This window comes from Pseudomonas fluorescens (assembly GCF_004683905.1).
GTDB lineage: Bacteria > Pseudomonadota > Gammaproteobacteria > Pseudomonadales > Pseudomonadaceae > Aquipseudomonas > Aquipseudomonas putida_A.
Map to the genome: position 1 here is coordinate 4,761,475 of NZ_CP038438.1, position 12,807 is coordinate 4,774,281.

The following is a 12,807-nucleotide window of genomic DNA, read 5'->3' on the forward strand; positions in this document are numbered from 1 at the left end:
AGTCATAAAAACAATGAAAACGCTGAAAACCCAAGTCGCCATCATTGGCGCCGGTCCGTCCGGATTGCTCCTCGGTCAGTTGCTGCACAACGCCGGCATCGACACCCTGATTGTCGAACGCCAGACACCCGATTACGTACTCGGGCGGATTCGCGCCGGTGTGCTTGAACAAGGCATGGTAGAGCTGTTGCGCCAGGCCGGCGTAGGCGCGCGCATGGATGCCGAAGGGCTGGTGCACGCCGGCTTCGATCTGGCACTGGATGGGCGTCTGGCACACATCGATCTGCAGGCTTTGACCGGCGGCAAAACCGTCATGGTTTACGGTCAGACCGAAATCACGCGCGACCTGATGGCCGCTCGTCGGGAGGCTGGCGCACTGTCGTTTTATGAAGTGAGCCATGTCGTTCCTCACGGCATGAAAAGCGACGAGGCCTTTGTCACCTTCGAAAAGGATGGCGAAACCTGGCGCGTCGATTGCGATTACATCGCCGGTTGTGATGGTTTTCACGGCGTGGCCCGGCAGTCGATTCCCGAGGCCTGCCTGAAGATCTTCGAGCGGGTCTATCCGTTCGGCTGGCTGGGGATTCTCGCTGACACCCCGCCAGTGCACGAAGAGCTGGTCTACGCCCGGCACGAACGCGGCTTCGCCCTGTGCAGCATGCGTTCGGCCACCCGTACCCGTTATTACCTGCAAGTGCCGGCCGAGGAGAACGTTGCCGACTGGTCCGACGAGCGCTTTTGGGCTGAGCTGAAAACCCGTCTGCCCGCCGCGCTTGCCGAGAAACTGGTGACTGGCCCGTCGATTGAAAAAAGCATCGCGCCGCTGCGCAGTTTTGTCGTCGAGCCGATGCAGTACGGACGGATGTTTCTCCTCGGCGATGCCGCGCACATTGTACCGCCCACCGGCGCCAAGGGCCTGAACCTGGCCGCCAGCGATGTCAGTACGCTGTTCAACATTCTGCTGAAGGTTTATCGCGAAGGGCGCACCGATCTGCTGGAGAAATACTCGGAGATCTGCCTGCGCCGGGTATGGAAAGCCGAACGTTTCTCCTGGTGGATGACCTCGATGCTGCACCGCTTCGACGAGCACGACGATTTCAGCCAGCGCATCAGCGCCTCGGAACTGGACTACTTCGTCAGTTCAGAAGCCGGTCGAAAAACCATTGCAGAAAATTACGTCGGACTTCCGTACGAGGCTATCGAATAGCCTGCTACCGACTTACACTGGCGAGCATCCACCCGTGCGCAATGGCCGTGCGGGTCCATCACTGCCCGCAGGCTCGCCCGTGACCAATCTCAATCACCCTGAAACGCCCAAACCGGCCATTCGCAGCGTGCTGGTCGCGTTAATGATGGCGATTTTTCTCGGCGCGCTGGACCAGACCATCGTCGCCGTCTCGATGCCCGCCATCTCCGCACAGTTCAAGGACGTCAGCCTGCTGGCCTGGGTGATTTCCGGGTACATGGTGGCAATGACCGTGGCGGTGCCGATCTACGGCAAACTCGGCGATTTGTACGGGCGACGCAAACTGATGCTGTTCGGCATGGGCCTGTTCACCCTCGCCTCGCTGTTCTGCGGCATGGCGCAAAGCATGGAACAACTGGTGCTGGCGCGGATTCTCCAGGGCATCGGTGCCGGCGGAATGATTTCGGTCAGTCAGGCAATCATCGGCGACATCGTTCCGCCGCGCGAACGTGGGCGTTATCAGGGCTACTTCAGCAGCATGTACGCGGTGGCCAGCGTCGCCGGGCCAGTGCTCGGCGGCTACATGACCGAATACCTGTCGTGGCGCTGGGTGTTCCTGATCAATCTGCCACTGGGACTGGGCGCCTGGTGGGTTGCCAATCGCAATCTGCGCGGGCTGCCGATTCCGCAGCGCAAACCGATCATCGACTACCTCGGCACGCTGTTGATGATCATCGGTTTGACCGCCCTGCTGCTGGCCATCACTCAGGTCGGTCAGGGCCATTCGTGGCGCAGCAGCGAAGTGCTTGGCTTGTTCGCCTGTGCGGTAGCGGTGCTGGCTGTGTTCGTCTGGCATGAACGCCGGGCGCGTGAGCCGCTGCTGCCGATGCACTTGTTCACCAACCGCAACGCGTTGCTGTGCTGGTGCACGATTTTCTTCACCAGTTTTCAGGCGATCTCGCTGATCGTGCTGATGCCGCTGCGCTTTCAGAGCGTCACCGGCGCCGGGGCCGATGCGGCGGCGTTGCACTTGCTGCCGCTGGCGATGGGGCTGCCGATTGGCGCTTACTTCGCCGGACGCCGTACTTCGGTGACCGGTCGCTACAAACCACAGATTCTGACCGGCGCGCTGCTGATGCCGATCTCGATTCTCGGCATGGCGTTCAGCCCACCCGATGCGACGCTGGTCAGCAGCCTGTTCATGCTGCTCAGCGGGATTGCCGGCGGCATGCAGTTCCCGACTTCACTGGTGGGTACGCAGAACTCGGTGGAGCAACGCGACATCGGCGTCGCCACCAGCACCACCAACCTGTTCCGCTCGCTGGGCGGCGCGGTGGGTGTGGCGTTGATGTCGGCGCTGTTGCTGGCGTTGTTGCAGGATTCGAGTTTTGCCCACCTGGCGAGCAACTCGCTGATCAGCGAGGGGCATTCGGGCAACGTGTTGCTCGACGGTCTGAACGCCGCGCCGGGCGATGCCCAGAACGCCTTGCGCGCCGAGCTTTCGGTGACGTTCCGGCATTTGCTGTGGGTGAGTACGGCGGTGTCATTGCTGGGGCTGGCGGCCGCGATTGCGATGCCGAACAACCTGCTGCGCGGGCGCGAGCACGGCGCCAAATAACAGCAACACCTTGATCCCCTGTAGGAGTGAGCCTGCTCGCGATGAGGGTGTGTCAGTCGACATTATTGTTGAATGACACACCTTCATCGCGAGCAGGCTCACTCCTACAAAGGCAGTTCACTCAGGGGCTGTAGTAACCCACCGCCACCAGAAAATGTCCGACCTTCTTCAGGTAGGCATGCTTGTCCTCGACCTTGCCGGTCACCGGGTTTTTCCAGCGGTATTCGTATTCGCCGTCATCCTGCTTGGCGATCAGCGCCAGAATCGGCTCGCCCACCGGTTTGCCTTCCGGGTCCTTGATCTTGCTGAAATCGGTGTTGATCAACCGCAGGTTGGTGCCGTGGGCAACGTAGCGTTGGGTGTCCAGATCGACCACGAACACATACAGGTCATCCTGCAGATAACCGCCCTTGAGCGAGTTGATGGCCGTCAGGGTGCCCTTCTCGTTTTTCCCCAGATCGGTAGCAGCCTTGTCGAGAAGTGCCTTGGCCTGCTCGGCTGAAGCACGCGGCAGGTAATAACCGACGGCCAGAATCCGCTGACCGATGCGCTGGTAATACACATGTTTGCGCTCGACCTTGCCGTCGGCCCAGTTCTGCCAGCGGTATTCGGCCTGTTGAATGCCGTTGCCTTCCGGCACCAGCAAGGCGTCCTTGAAGGCTTTCTGCAAATCCGGCGCAAGCACTTCGCTGACGTCACGGCCGATCAAGGCTGAGGACGGCCCGCCGCTGGCGAGCATCACGCCTTTGGTGTCGACCACGAACACGTAGCGATCCTTGTCGACGAACTCGCCCTGACGGCTGAACGCGGCGAAGGCCTTGTCGCCATTGTCGTGGTAATAGGCCAGCGCCTTTTCCAGCAGCGCAATGGCGGCCTTGCTGTCGTCCTTCTGCGCGGTGGCGGCGTTGACCTGCCCTGCCCCCACAAAAAGCATCACCCCGAGCCACGCCACTTTATGCAAAAACCCCATAACGCATCCCTCGTTCTTGTTGGTGTTTCAAGAGCGTAGACGGCTTGGGGTCGGACGGAGCGCCGAATCCTGTAGCGAGGGGATTTATCCCCGATGGGCTGCGCAGCAGCCCTGATGGAGAGAACACATATTTTCTGACACACCGAGCTGATGGTTTGGGAGCTGCTGCGCAGCCCCATCGGGGATGAATCCCCTCACCACAAAGATCCCTGGCTACAGTTCATCAGGCCCTATGGCCGGGCATTGATCTGCTGCTGCAGGTTCTGGATCTGCGCCTGCAGGGTGTTGAGGTTGCGGGTCATCTGCCCGCGGAATGCGTCGAACTCGGCGGTATTGCCGCCACCCTGCGCAGCGGCCGGACGGTTGTCCTGCTCACTCTTGAGAACGACGATTTCCTGCTCCAGACGCTCGATCGCCGCGCTCGGATTGCCTTGCTTTTTCAGCGCGGTGATATCAGCGCCGAGGCTTTTCAGTTGAGCGTCATAACTCTTGAGCTGCGCATCGACCTTGCCAGTGTCGGCCGGTGTGCTTTTCAGCGCCGCCAGTTCGGCACTCAAGGCTTTGACCTGAGCCTGCAACTGGGTATTGGCGTTCTGTTGTTCGGTGGTCTGCGCGGTCATCTGCGCCAGACGCTTGTCCAGATCGCTGGCCTGACCGACCACGCCTTGCTGCTGTTTGCTCTGATCCAGCAACTGGGTTTCCAGCTGTTTGATCTGCAGCTTCAAGGCTTCGCTGTCGCTGTTGACGTTGCTCTGGCTGGCGACGACTTTGCCGGAAATGTCCTGCAGGCGCCCTGCCGCTTCCTCGCTGATGCGTGCAAAGCTTTCCTGGGTCGCGACCAATTGCTGCTCCATCAGCGAAATCTGCTGGAAGCTCCACCAGGCCAGACCGATGAAGGCGAAGAACAGCGCGCCGACCAGTGCCCACAGCGGCCCGGTACTCGCGGCCTTGACCTTGACCATCGGCGGCGTGCGCGAGTGCACCGAGGTGCGGGCGGAGGGCGGAATGTCATCGTCGTCAAAGGTGTCGGCCCGCAGGCTCGGTACATCGTCGAAATCGTCGTTGGCATCGTTACGCATGGACATTGAGGCAACCTTTGTGGAACGCGGTGATGGCTAAATGCTGCGAAGTATAACCGCCGCAGCCGCAGGGATTGACCCTCAAGCGGCAGTGCGGTTCATTGCCGGCCGGGCGACTTGTATCAACGGATGTCCTGAGCTTTCCACCAGCCACAGAACTCGTCGAGGGCCGACCACAGGCTGACTTTCGGATCGTAGTCCAGATAATGCCGGGCGCGGCTGATGTCGAGGGTGAAATTTTTCTTCATGACCTGCATGCCCAGCCGCGACAGGGTCGGCTCCGGGCGTCCCGGCCAGAGTTTGCACACGCCTTCGTTGAGCGCAGCAACGCTGTAGGCCAGACCGTACGAGCGGTATTTGCTGACCTGCGGCACTTCCATCTTGCGCATCACATAATTGACCACATCCCACAGCGGCACCGGCGCGCCATTGCTGATGTTGTAGGCCTTGCCCAACGCGGAACCGGCCGCCAGCAGGCTGCTGAGCAGCGCTTCGTTGAGGTTCTGCACGCTGGTGAAATCGACCTTGTTCAGACCGTCGCCAATGATCGCCAGACGCCCCTTACGCTGCATGTTCAGCAGGCGCGGGAAAATGCTCATGTCGCCGGCGCCAGTGACGAAACGCGGGCGCAGGGCGATGGTTTCCAGACCGAATTCCTGTGCGCCAAAGACCTTTTGCTCGGCCAGGTATTTGGTCGCCGCGTAGTGATGTTTGAAGCGCTTGGGCACTTGCTCTTCAGTCAGGCCGAGATGATCGCGGCCATCGAAGTAGATCGACGGCGACGACAGATGCACCAGCCGCCGCACGCGCTGCTTGAGGCAGGCTTCGACGACGTTTTCGGTGACCTGCACGTTGCCCTGATGAAAGTCCTGATAGCGCCCCCACAAGCCGACGGCACCGGCACAGTGCACCACGGCTTCGACGTCGGCGCAGAGTTCGCGCACCAGATCCGCATCGGTGAGATCGCCCGGGACGAACTCGGCGCCACGGCGCACCAGATGCTCGACGCTCTCGGCCCGGCGACCGTTGACCCGCACGTCCAGGCCCTGCTCCAAAGCGAAACGCGCAAAGCGTCCGCCAATGAAGCCGCTTGCGCCGGTGACCAGAATTTTCATGTAACGCTCCGATGTCTTTCGTTTACCTGATACGTCTTTCTTGACGCTGACCGTCAGCCCAAGGGCACCAGCCAGCGCGGTGAAGAACGTAGCAATTGCTCGGTCAGCAAGGCCAGCAGCTGACCGCCATTGCGCCAATGATGCCAGTACAACGGCACATCGATCGGTTTATCTGGCAACAGTTCGCGCAATACGCCGCGTTGCAGCTGATCACGCACTTGCAGTTCCGGCACCAGGCCCCAACCGAACCCGGCTTCGGTCAGACGCACAAAACCTTCGGAGGACGGGCACAAGTGGTGCTCGAAACCACCGTCGACACCAAGCGATGCGAGGTAGCGATGCTGGAGAAAATCGTCCGGGCCGAACACCAGCGCCGGGGTGCGCGGCAGCTGCTCGGCGCGCACCCCGTCGGGGAAATGCCGCTCGATAAACGCCGGACTGGCCAGCGCCCGATAGCGCATCGCCCCGAGCAACACGCTACGCGCACCGGCCACCGGGCGCTCGCTGGCGCAGACACACGCCGCCACTTCCCCGGCACGCATGCGCTTGAGGCCGACGGTCTGATCTTCCACCACCAGATCCAGCAATAAATGCTGCTCGGCGCAGAAATCGCCCACGGCCTCGGCCCACCAGGTGGCGAGGCTGTCGGCGTTGATAGCGATGCGCAGACGCTCCGGCAGGCCTTCTTCGTCGAGCGCTGGCACCAGGGTCTGCAAGTCACGTTCGAGCAGGCGCACCTGCTGCACATGGTTGAGCAGCCGCCGGCCAATCTCGGTCGGCGATGGCGGCGTGCCGCGTACCAGCACCGGTTGGCCGACCCGCGCTTCCAGCAGTTTGATCCGCTGGGAAATCGCCGATTGCGACAAGCCCAGCACCTGCGCGGCGCGCTCGAATCCAGCCTGCTCGACCACGGCGGCCAGCGCGGAAAGTAATTTGTAGTCGAACATCAGTTTTCCTAATGAGCGATCAGCACTATTGGTTTTTCTTATACCGCTTTCGACCGGAGAATAGCCAGCAAGCACTCTTTATCAAGGAACACAGCAATGGCTGGCGAAACCTCACTCACAACTCTGCTGCGCAGCATGAGCCCGCAGCTCAACGCCGGCGAATATGTGTTTTGCACCCTGCGTGACGGCCAGTTGCCGAGCGGTGTGGAGATTGTCGGCAGCTTCCGCGAGCAGGAAGGCCTGACCGTGATTCTGGAGCGCTCCCAGGCCGAACGTGCCGGGTTCGCTTTTGATTATGTGGCGGCGTGGATCACCCTCAATGTGCATTCGGCGCTCGAAGCCGTTGGCCTCACCGCCGCGTTCGCCAGCGCGCTGGGCAAGGCCGGAATCAGTTGCAACGTGATCGCCGGTTATTACCACGACCATTTGTTTGTCGGTCAGGCCGACGCCGAGCGCGCCATGCACGTGCTGCGCGATCTCGCAGCCAACGCGGAGTAACTCTTATGTGGCAAAGCTATGTGAACGGCCTGCTGGTGGCCTTGGGGCTGATCATGGCGATCGGTACGCAGAACGCTTTTGTCCTGGCGCAGAGCCTGCGCCGTGAACATCACCTGCCGGTGGCGGCGTTGTGTGTGGCGTGCGATGCGCTGCTGGTGGCGGCCGGGGTGTTTGGTCTGGCGACCGTGTTGGCGCAGAACCCGACATTGCTCGCGGTGGCACGCTGGGGCGGCGCAATTTTTCTGATCTGGTACGGCAGCCAGGCGCTGCGCCGGGCGTTCTCGAAACAGAGTCTGGATCAGGGTGAAAACCACACCGTACGCTCGTTGCGCGCGGTGATGCTCAGCGCGCTGGCAGTGACACTGCTCAACCCGCACGTTTATCTGGACACGGTGTTGCTGATCGGCTCGCTCGGTGCGCAACAGTCAGTGCCGGGCGCTTATGTAGTGGGCGCTGCCAGTGCCTCGCTGCTATGGTTTTTCACCCTCGCCCTCGGTGCCGCATGGCTCGCGCCGTGGCTGGCTCGGCCGAGTACCTGGCGGATTCTCGATCTTCTGGTGGCAGTGATGATGTTCACGGTGGCAGGGCAATTGATATTGGCGCAGTGATTTATTCCAAACGGCTCTGGAACCTCTATCCCACACAGTTGTTGCGTGGTTAAGCCTTGACCCCGGTGCTATGATCCGAACCCTGCGCCGCAAAGAGTAAAAACTCGTCGGTGCATTTCTGGCCGCCCGTGATCGGCCTTGCGCTCACCGCAACAGACCTGATTAGGAGAATCATCATGGCTTTCGAATTGCCGCCGCTGCCTTACGCACACGATGCCCTGCAGCCGCACATTTCCAAGGAAACCCTGGAATTTCACCACGACAAGCACCACAACACCTATGTCGTGAACCTGAACAACCTGGTGCCAGGCACCGAGTTCGAAGGCAAGACCCTGGAAGAGATCGTCAAGACTTCCTCGGGCGGCATCTTCAACAACGCCGCTCAGGTCTGGAACCACACTTTCTACTGGAACTGCCTGGCGCCAAACGCCGGCGGTCAACCAACCGGCGCACTGGCTGAAGCCATCAACGCGGCTTTCGGTTCGTTCGACAAGTTCAAGGAAGAGTTCAGCAAAACCTCGATCGGCACCTTCGGTTCCGGCTGGGGCTGGCTGGTGAAAAAGGCTGACGGTTCCCTGGCCCTGGCCAGCACCATCGGCGCCGGCAACCCGCTGACCAGCGGCGACACCCCGCTACTGACCTGCGACGTCTGGGAACACGCTTACTACATCGACTACCGCAACCTGCGTCCGAAGTACGTTGAGGCGTTCTGGAACCTGGTCAACTGGAAGTTCGTCGCTGAGCAGTTCGAAGGCAAAACCTTCACCGCTTAAGCTGCGCGCCAGACAAAAAACCCGGCTACGGCCGGGTTTTTTTATGCCTGCTTTTTTTCACGATGAACGATGGCTCCGGCCGCTTGCCGGTGCAGCACAGCGGGCTACCATCAAATCAGCGAAAATTTGTTCCAGACTGCTCAAGTTGAGGGCCGAAACTACCGACACAGTACAAATAGAGCTGAGACTCCAGACAGCAGCATTTCGGCCAAGGCCACGGGCAAATGTTCCGGGGCTTGATTGTCCCTTTGACTGCCAACACGGGATTGCCAATACTCATGGCAACTTGACGCTACCCGCACGGAACAAGGAATAACCCTTTGAAGCTGGAACTCAAGAACAGCTTGTCGGTGAAGTTGCTCCGGGTCGTGCTCCTTTCGGCATTGATCGTCGGCGTGGTCTTGAGCTGCGCCCAGATTGTTTTCGATGCCTATAAAACCCGCCAGGCGGTGGCCGGCGACGCTCAGCGCATCCTCGACATGTTCCGTGATCCCTCGACTCAGGCGGTCTACAGCCTGGACCGGGAAATGGGCATGCAGGTGATCGAAGGCCTGTTCCAGGACGACGCCGTGCGCCAGGCTTCCATCGGCCATCCCAACGAGGCGATGCTCGCGCAGAAGTCCCGTGAATTGCAGCACTCCAACAGCCGTTGGCTGACTGATCTGATACTCGGTCAGGAACGCACCTTCACCACTCAATTGGTCGGTCGCGGTCCCTACAGCGAGTATTACGGCGACCTGAGCATCACCCTCGACACCGCCACCTATGGCGAGAGTTTCATCGTCAGTTCGGTGATTATTTTCATTTCCGGCGTGTTGCGCGCCCTGGCCATGGGCCTGGTGTTGTATCTGGTTTATCACTGGCTGCTGACCAAGCCGCTGTCGCGGATCATCGAGCACCTGACCGAAATCAATCCCGATCGCCCCAGCGAGCACAAGATTCCACAGCTCAAGGGTCACGAAAAAAATGAACTCGGCATCTGGATCAACACCGCCAACCAGTTGCTCGAATCGATAGAACGCAACACCCATCTGCGCCACGAAGCGGAAAACAGCCTGCTGCGCATGGCCCAGTACGACTTCCTCACCGGCCTGCCGAACCGCCAGCAATTGCAGCAGCAACTGGACAAGATTCTGGTCGACGCCGGCAAGCTGCAACGCCGGGTCGCGGTGTTGTGTGTGGGGCTGGATGATTTCAAAGGAATCAACGAGCAGTTCAGCTACCAGACCGGCGACCAGTTGCTGCTGGCGCTGGCCGACCGCCTGCGCGCCCACAGCGGTCGCCTCGGCGCCCTCGCCCGTCTGGGTGGCGACCAGTTCGCGCTGGTGCAGGCCGATATCGAACAACCTTATGAAGCGGCAGAGCTGGCGCAGAGCATCCTCGATGATCTGGAAGCGGCGTTCGCCCTCGACCATCAGGAAATCCGCCTGCGCGCGACCATCGGCATCACCCTGTTCCCCGAGGACGGCGACAGCACCGAGAAGCTGTTGCAGAAGGCCGAGCAGACCATGACGCTGGCCAAGACCCGCTCGCGCAACCGCTATCAGTTCTACATCGCCAGTGTCGACAGCGAGATGCGCCGGCGTCGCGAACTGGAAAAAGACCTGCGCGACGCACTGATTCGCGACCAGTTCTACCTCGTCTATCAGCCGCAGATCAGCTACCGCGATCACCGCGTGGTCGGGGTAGAAGCGCTGATTCGCTGGCAGCATCCGGAACACGGTCTGGTGCCGCCGGACCTGTTCATTCCGCTGGCCGAACAGAACGGCACGATCATCGCCATCGGCGAGTGGGTGCTGGATCAGGCCTGCAAGCAATTGCGCGAATGGCACGATCAGGGCTTTGTCGATCTGCGCATGGCGGTCAACCTGTCCACCGTGCAACTGCACCACGCCGAGTTGCCGCGAGTGGTCAACAACCTGCTGCAGATCTACCGCCTGCCGCCGCGCAGCCTCGAACTGGAAGTCACCGAAACCGGCCTGATGGAAGACATCAGCACCGCCGCCCAGCATCTGCTGAGCCTGCGCCGCTCCGGCGCGCTGATCGCCATCGACGACTTCGGCACCGGCTACTCATCACTGAGTTACCTGAAAAGCCTGCCGCTGGACAAGATCAAGATCGACAAGAGCTTCGTTCAGGATCTGCTGGATGACGACGATGATGCGACCATCGTTCGCGCGATCATTCAACTGGGCAAGAGCCTGGGCATGCAGGTGATCGCCGAAGGCGTGGAAACTGCCGAGCAGGAGTCCTACATCATCTCCGAAGGCTGTCACGAAGGTCAGGGTTACCACTACAGCAAACCGCTGCCTGCCCGGGAACTGACGGCCTACCTCAAACAGGCGCAGCGTAGCAACGCGGCGATCCTTTGATGCCGCGCATAACAACCGGCTAAATAAGAAATATTTCCAGCCACAGCCCTTTACACATAATGCGAAAGATTTGCATTATGTCGCAGCTTTGCGCACCCCCGCGCCCTGTCCATTCCATTACCGAAGCAGGATGTTCGCCATGATTCGTATGCCTCTGGCTACCGCCAGTCTGCTGGCCATCGCTATTTCTCTCGCCGGTTGCGGCGAAGGCAAAGACAAGGCTGCCGCCCCGGCCGCGCCGACGCCGGCCGCCAGCACCGCCGCCGCTCCAGCACCTGCCGCTGCCGGTAAAGTCGATGAAGCCGCCGCCAAGGCTGTGGTCGCGCATTACGCCGACATGGTCTTCGCCGTCTACAGCGATGCCGAATCCACTGCGAAAACCCTGCAAACCGCGGTCGACGCGTTCCTCGCCAAGCCGAACGCCGATACCCTGAAAGCCGCCAAGGCTGCCTGGGTCGCTGCGCGCGTGCCTTACCTGCAGAGCGAAGTGTTCCGCTTCGGCAACACCATCATCGACGACTGGGAAGGTCAGGTGAACGCCTGGCCGCTGGACGAAGGCCTGATCGACTATGTCGACAAATCCTACGAGCATGCGCTGGGCAACCCGGGCGCCACCGCCAACATCATCGCCAACACTGAAGTGCAGGTCGGCGAAGACAAGGTCGATGTGAAAGACATCACCCCGGAAAAACTCGCCAGCCTCAACGAGCTGGGCGGTTCCGAAGCCAACGTCGCCACCGGCTACCACGCGATCGAATTCCTGCTCTGGGGCCAGGATCTGAACGGCACCGGCCCGGGCGCCGGCAACCGTCCGGCGTCGGACTACCTGGAAGGCGCTGGCGCCACCGGCGGTCACAATGATCGTCGCCGTGCCTACCTCAAAGCCGTGACCCAACTGCTGGTCAGCGACCTGGAAGAAATGGTCGGCAACTGGAAGCCGAACGTGGCTGACAACTACCGCGCCACTCTGGAAGCCGAGCCGGCTGAAAGCGGCCTGCGCAAAATGCTCTTCGGCATGGGCAGCCTGTCCCTGGGCGAACTGGCGGGCGAGCGCATGAAGGTGTCCCTGGAAGCCAACTCCCCGGAAGACGAACAGGATTGCTTCAGCGACAACACCCACAACTCGCACTTCTACGATGCCAAAGGCATTCGTAACGTGTACCTGGGCGAATACACCCGCACCGATGGCACCAAAATGACCGGTGCCAGCCTGTCGTCGCTGGTGGCCAAGGCCGACGCGGCTGCCGACACCGCGCTGAAAGCCGATCTGGCCGCTACCGAAGCGAAAATCCAGGTCATGGTCGATCACGCCAACAAGGGTGAGCACTACGACCAGTTGATCGCTGCGGGCAACACCGCCGGCAACCAGATCGTGCGTGACGCCATCGCTGCGCTGGTCAAGCAGACCGGTTCGATCGAAGCCGCTGCCGGCAAACTGGGCATCAGCGACCTGAACCCGGACAACGCTGATCACGAGTTCTGATCAACGCTGGCTGCACAAGAAGGCGACCTGCGGGTCGCCTTTTTCATGCCTGCCGTACACAAAACCCTGTGGGAGCGGGCTTGCTCGCGAAAGCGCTGGGGCAGACACAGATGAATTGACTGACACACCGCTTTCGCGAGCAAGCCCGCTCCCACAGG

Annotated in this window: 11 protein-coding genes; 7 read left to right on the forward strand and 4 right to left on the reverse strand. The window is 60.9% G+C overall.

The window, feature by feature from the left end; genetic code table 11:
- Positions 1-13 precede the first annotated feature (13 nt).
- The gene (pobA, locus tag E4T63_RS21910) at positions 14-1,207 is read left to right on the forward strand and encodes a 4-hydroxybenzoate 3-monooxygenase (protein WP_135296451.1); all 1,194 of its coding nucleotides are present in this window, start codon (positions 14-16) and stop codon (positions 1,205-1,207) included.
- A 79-nt stretch (positions 1,208-1,286) separates the two neighbouring features.
- Positions 1,287-2,804 carry an MDR family MFS transporter gene (locus tag E4T63_RS21915; protein WP_134787213.1) on the forward strand — a complete coding sequence of 506 codons (1,518 nt, stop codon included), beginning with the start codon at positions 1,287-1,289 and terminating at the stop codon, positions 2,802-2,804.
- Positions 2,805-2,925: 121 nt separating this feature from the next.
- Here E4T63_RS21915 and E4T63_RS21920 read toward each other — a convergent pair whose 3' ends face one another.
- The 4 genes from E4T63_RS21920 to E4T63_RS21935 all read right to left on the reverse strand — a co-directional run bounded on the left by E4T63_RS21920 (position 2,926) and on the right by E4T63_RS21935 (position 6,915).
- A complete protein-coding gene (locus E4T63_RS21920; RefSeq protein ID WP_096795121.1) occupies positions 2,926-3,774 on the reverse strand; it encodes a cache domain-containing protein in 849 nt (282 codons plus the stop codon).
- Between the two features lie 230 nt (positions 3,775-4,004).
- A complete protein-coding gene (locus E4T63_RS21925; RefSeq protein ID WP_135296452.1) occupies positions 4,005-4,859 on the reverse strand; it encodes an ATPase in 855 nt (284 codons plus the stop codon).
- 116 nt (positions 4,860-4,975) lie between these two features.
- On the reverse strand, positions 4,976-5,968 hold the full coding sequence (locus tag E4T63_RS21930) for an NAD-dependent epimerase/dehydratase family protein (RefSeq protein WP_027612479.1): 993 nt from the start codon (positions 5,966-5,968) through the stop codon (positions 4,976-4,978).
- A 53-nt stretch (positions 5,969-6,021) separates the two neighbouring features.
- Positions 6,022-6,915: a LysR family transcriptional regulator ArgP gene (locus tag E4T63_RS21935; protein ID WP_095136979.1), complete on the reverse strand. Its 894-nt coding sequence runs from the start codon at positions 6,913-6,915 to the stop codon at positions 6,022-6,024.
- A gap of 96 nt (positions 6,916-7,011) precedes the next feature.
- Here E4T63_RS21935 and E4T63_RS21940 point away from each other — a divergent pair, with 96 nt between their 5' ends.
- The 5 genes from E4T63_RS21940 (at position 7,012) to E4T63_RS21960 (ending at position 12,649) form a co-directional block, all read left to right on the forward strand.
- Positions 7,012-7,413, forward strand: a complete 402-nt coding sequence (locus E4T63_RS21940) for an ACT domain-containing protein (RefSeq protein WP_027612477.1) — start codon at positions 7,012-7,014, stop codon at positions 7,411-7,413.
- A gap of 5 nt (positions 7,414-7,418) precedes the next feature.
- A complete protein-coding gene (locus tag E4T63_RS21945) occupies positions 7,419-8,021 on the forward strand; it encodes a LysE/ArgO family amino acid transporter (protein ID WP_134787215.1) in 603 nt (200 codons plus the stop codon).
- Positions 8,022-8,197: 176 nt separating this feature from the next.
- Complete coding sequence (locus E4T63_RS21950) at positions 8,198-8,794, forward strand: superoxide dismutase (protein WP_003227660.1); 597 nt, start codon at positions 8,198-8,200, stop codon at positions 8,792-8,794.
- Positions 8,795-9,114: 320 nt separating this feature from the next.
- A complete protein-coding gene (locus tag E4T63_RS21955; protein WP_096795124.1) occupies positions 9,115-11,166 on the forward strand; it encodes a putative bifunctional diguanylate cyclase/phosphodiesterase in 2,052 nt (683 codons plus the stop codon).
- A gap of 139 nt (positions 11,167-11,305) precedes the next feature.
- Positions 11,306-12,649, forward strand: a complete 1,344-nt coding sequence (locus tag E4T63_RS21960; RefSeq protein WP_098965338.1) for an imelysin family protein — start codon at positions 11,306-11,308, stop codon at positions 12,647-12,649.
- The last annotated feature ends 158 nt before the right edge of the window (positions 12,650-12,807 follow it).

What these genes read in the sequence shown, in the direction of transcription:
- E4T63_RS21950 (WP_003227660.1), top strand. Translation starts at nt 8,198, where the DNA reads ATGGCTTTCGAATTGCCGCCGCTGCCTTACGCACACGATGCCCTGCAG.
- E4T63_RS21930 (WP_027612479.1), bottom strand. Translation starts at nt 5,968, where the DNA reads ATGAAAATTCTGGTCACCGGCGCAAGCGGCTTCATTGGCGGACGCTTT.
- E4T63_RS21925 (WP_135296452.1), bottom strand. Translation starts at nt 4,859, where the DNA reads ATGTCCATGCGTAACGATGCCAACGACGATTTCGACGATGTACCGAGC.
- E4T63_RS21940 (WP_027612477.1), top strand. Translation starts at nt 7,012, where the DNA reads ATGGCTGGCGAAACCTCACTCACAACTCTGCTGCGCAGCATGAGCCCG.
- E4T63_RS21945 (WP_134787215.1), top strand. Translation starts at nt 7,419, where the DNA reads ATGTGGCAAAGCTATGTGAACGGCCTGCTGGTGGCCTTGGGGCTGATC.
- pobA (WP_135296451.1), top strand. Translation starts at nt 14, where the DNA reads ATGAAAACGCTGAAAACCCAAGTCGCCATCATTGGCGCCGGTCCGTCC.
- E4T63_RS21920 (WP_096795121.1), bottom strand. Translation starts at nt 3,774, where the DNA reads ATGGGGTTTTTGCATAAAGTGGCGTGGCTCGGGGTGATGCTTTTTGTG.
- E4T63_RS21935 (WP_095136979.1), bottom strand. Translation starts at nt 6,915, where the DNA reads ATGTTCGACTACAAATTACTTTCCGCGCTGGCCGCCGTGGTCGAGCAG.
- E4T63_RS21960 (WP_098965338.1), top strand. Translation starts at nt 11,306, where the DNA reads ATGATTCGTATGCCTCTGGCTACCGCCAGTCTGCTGGCCATCGCTATT.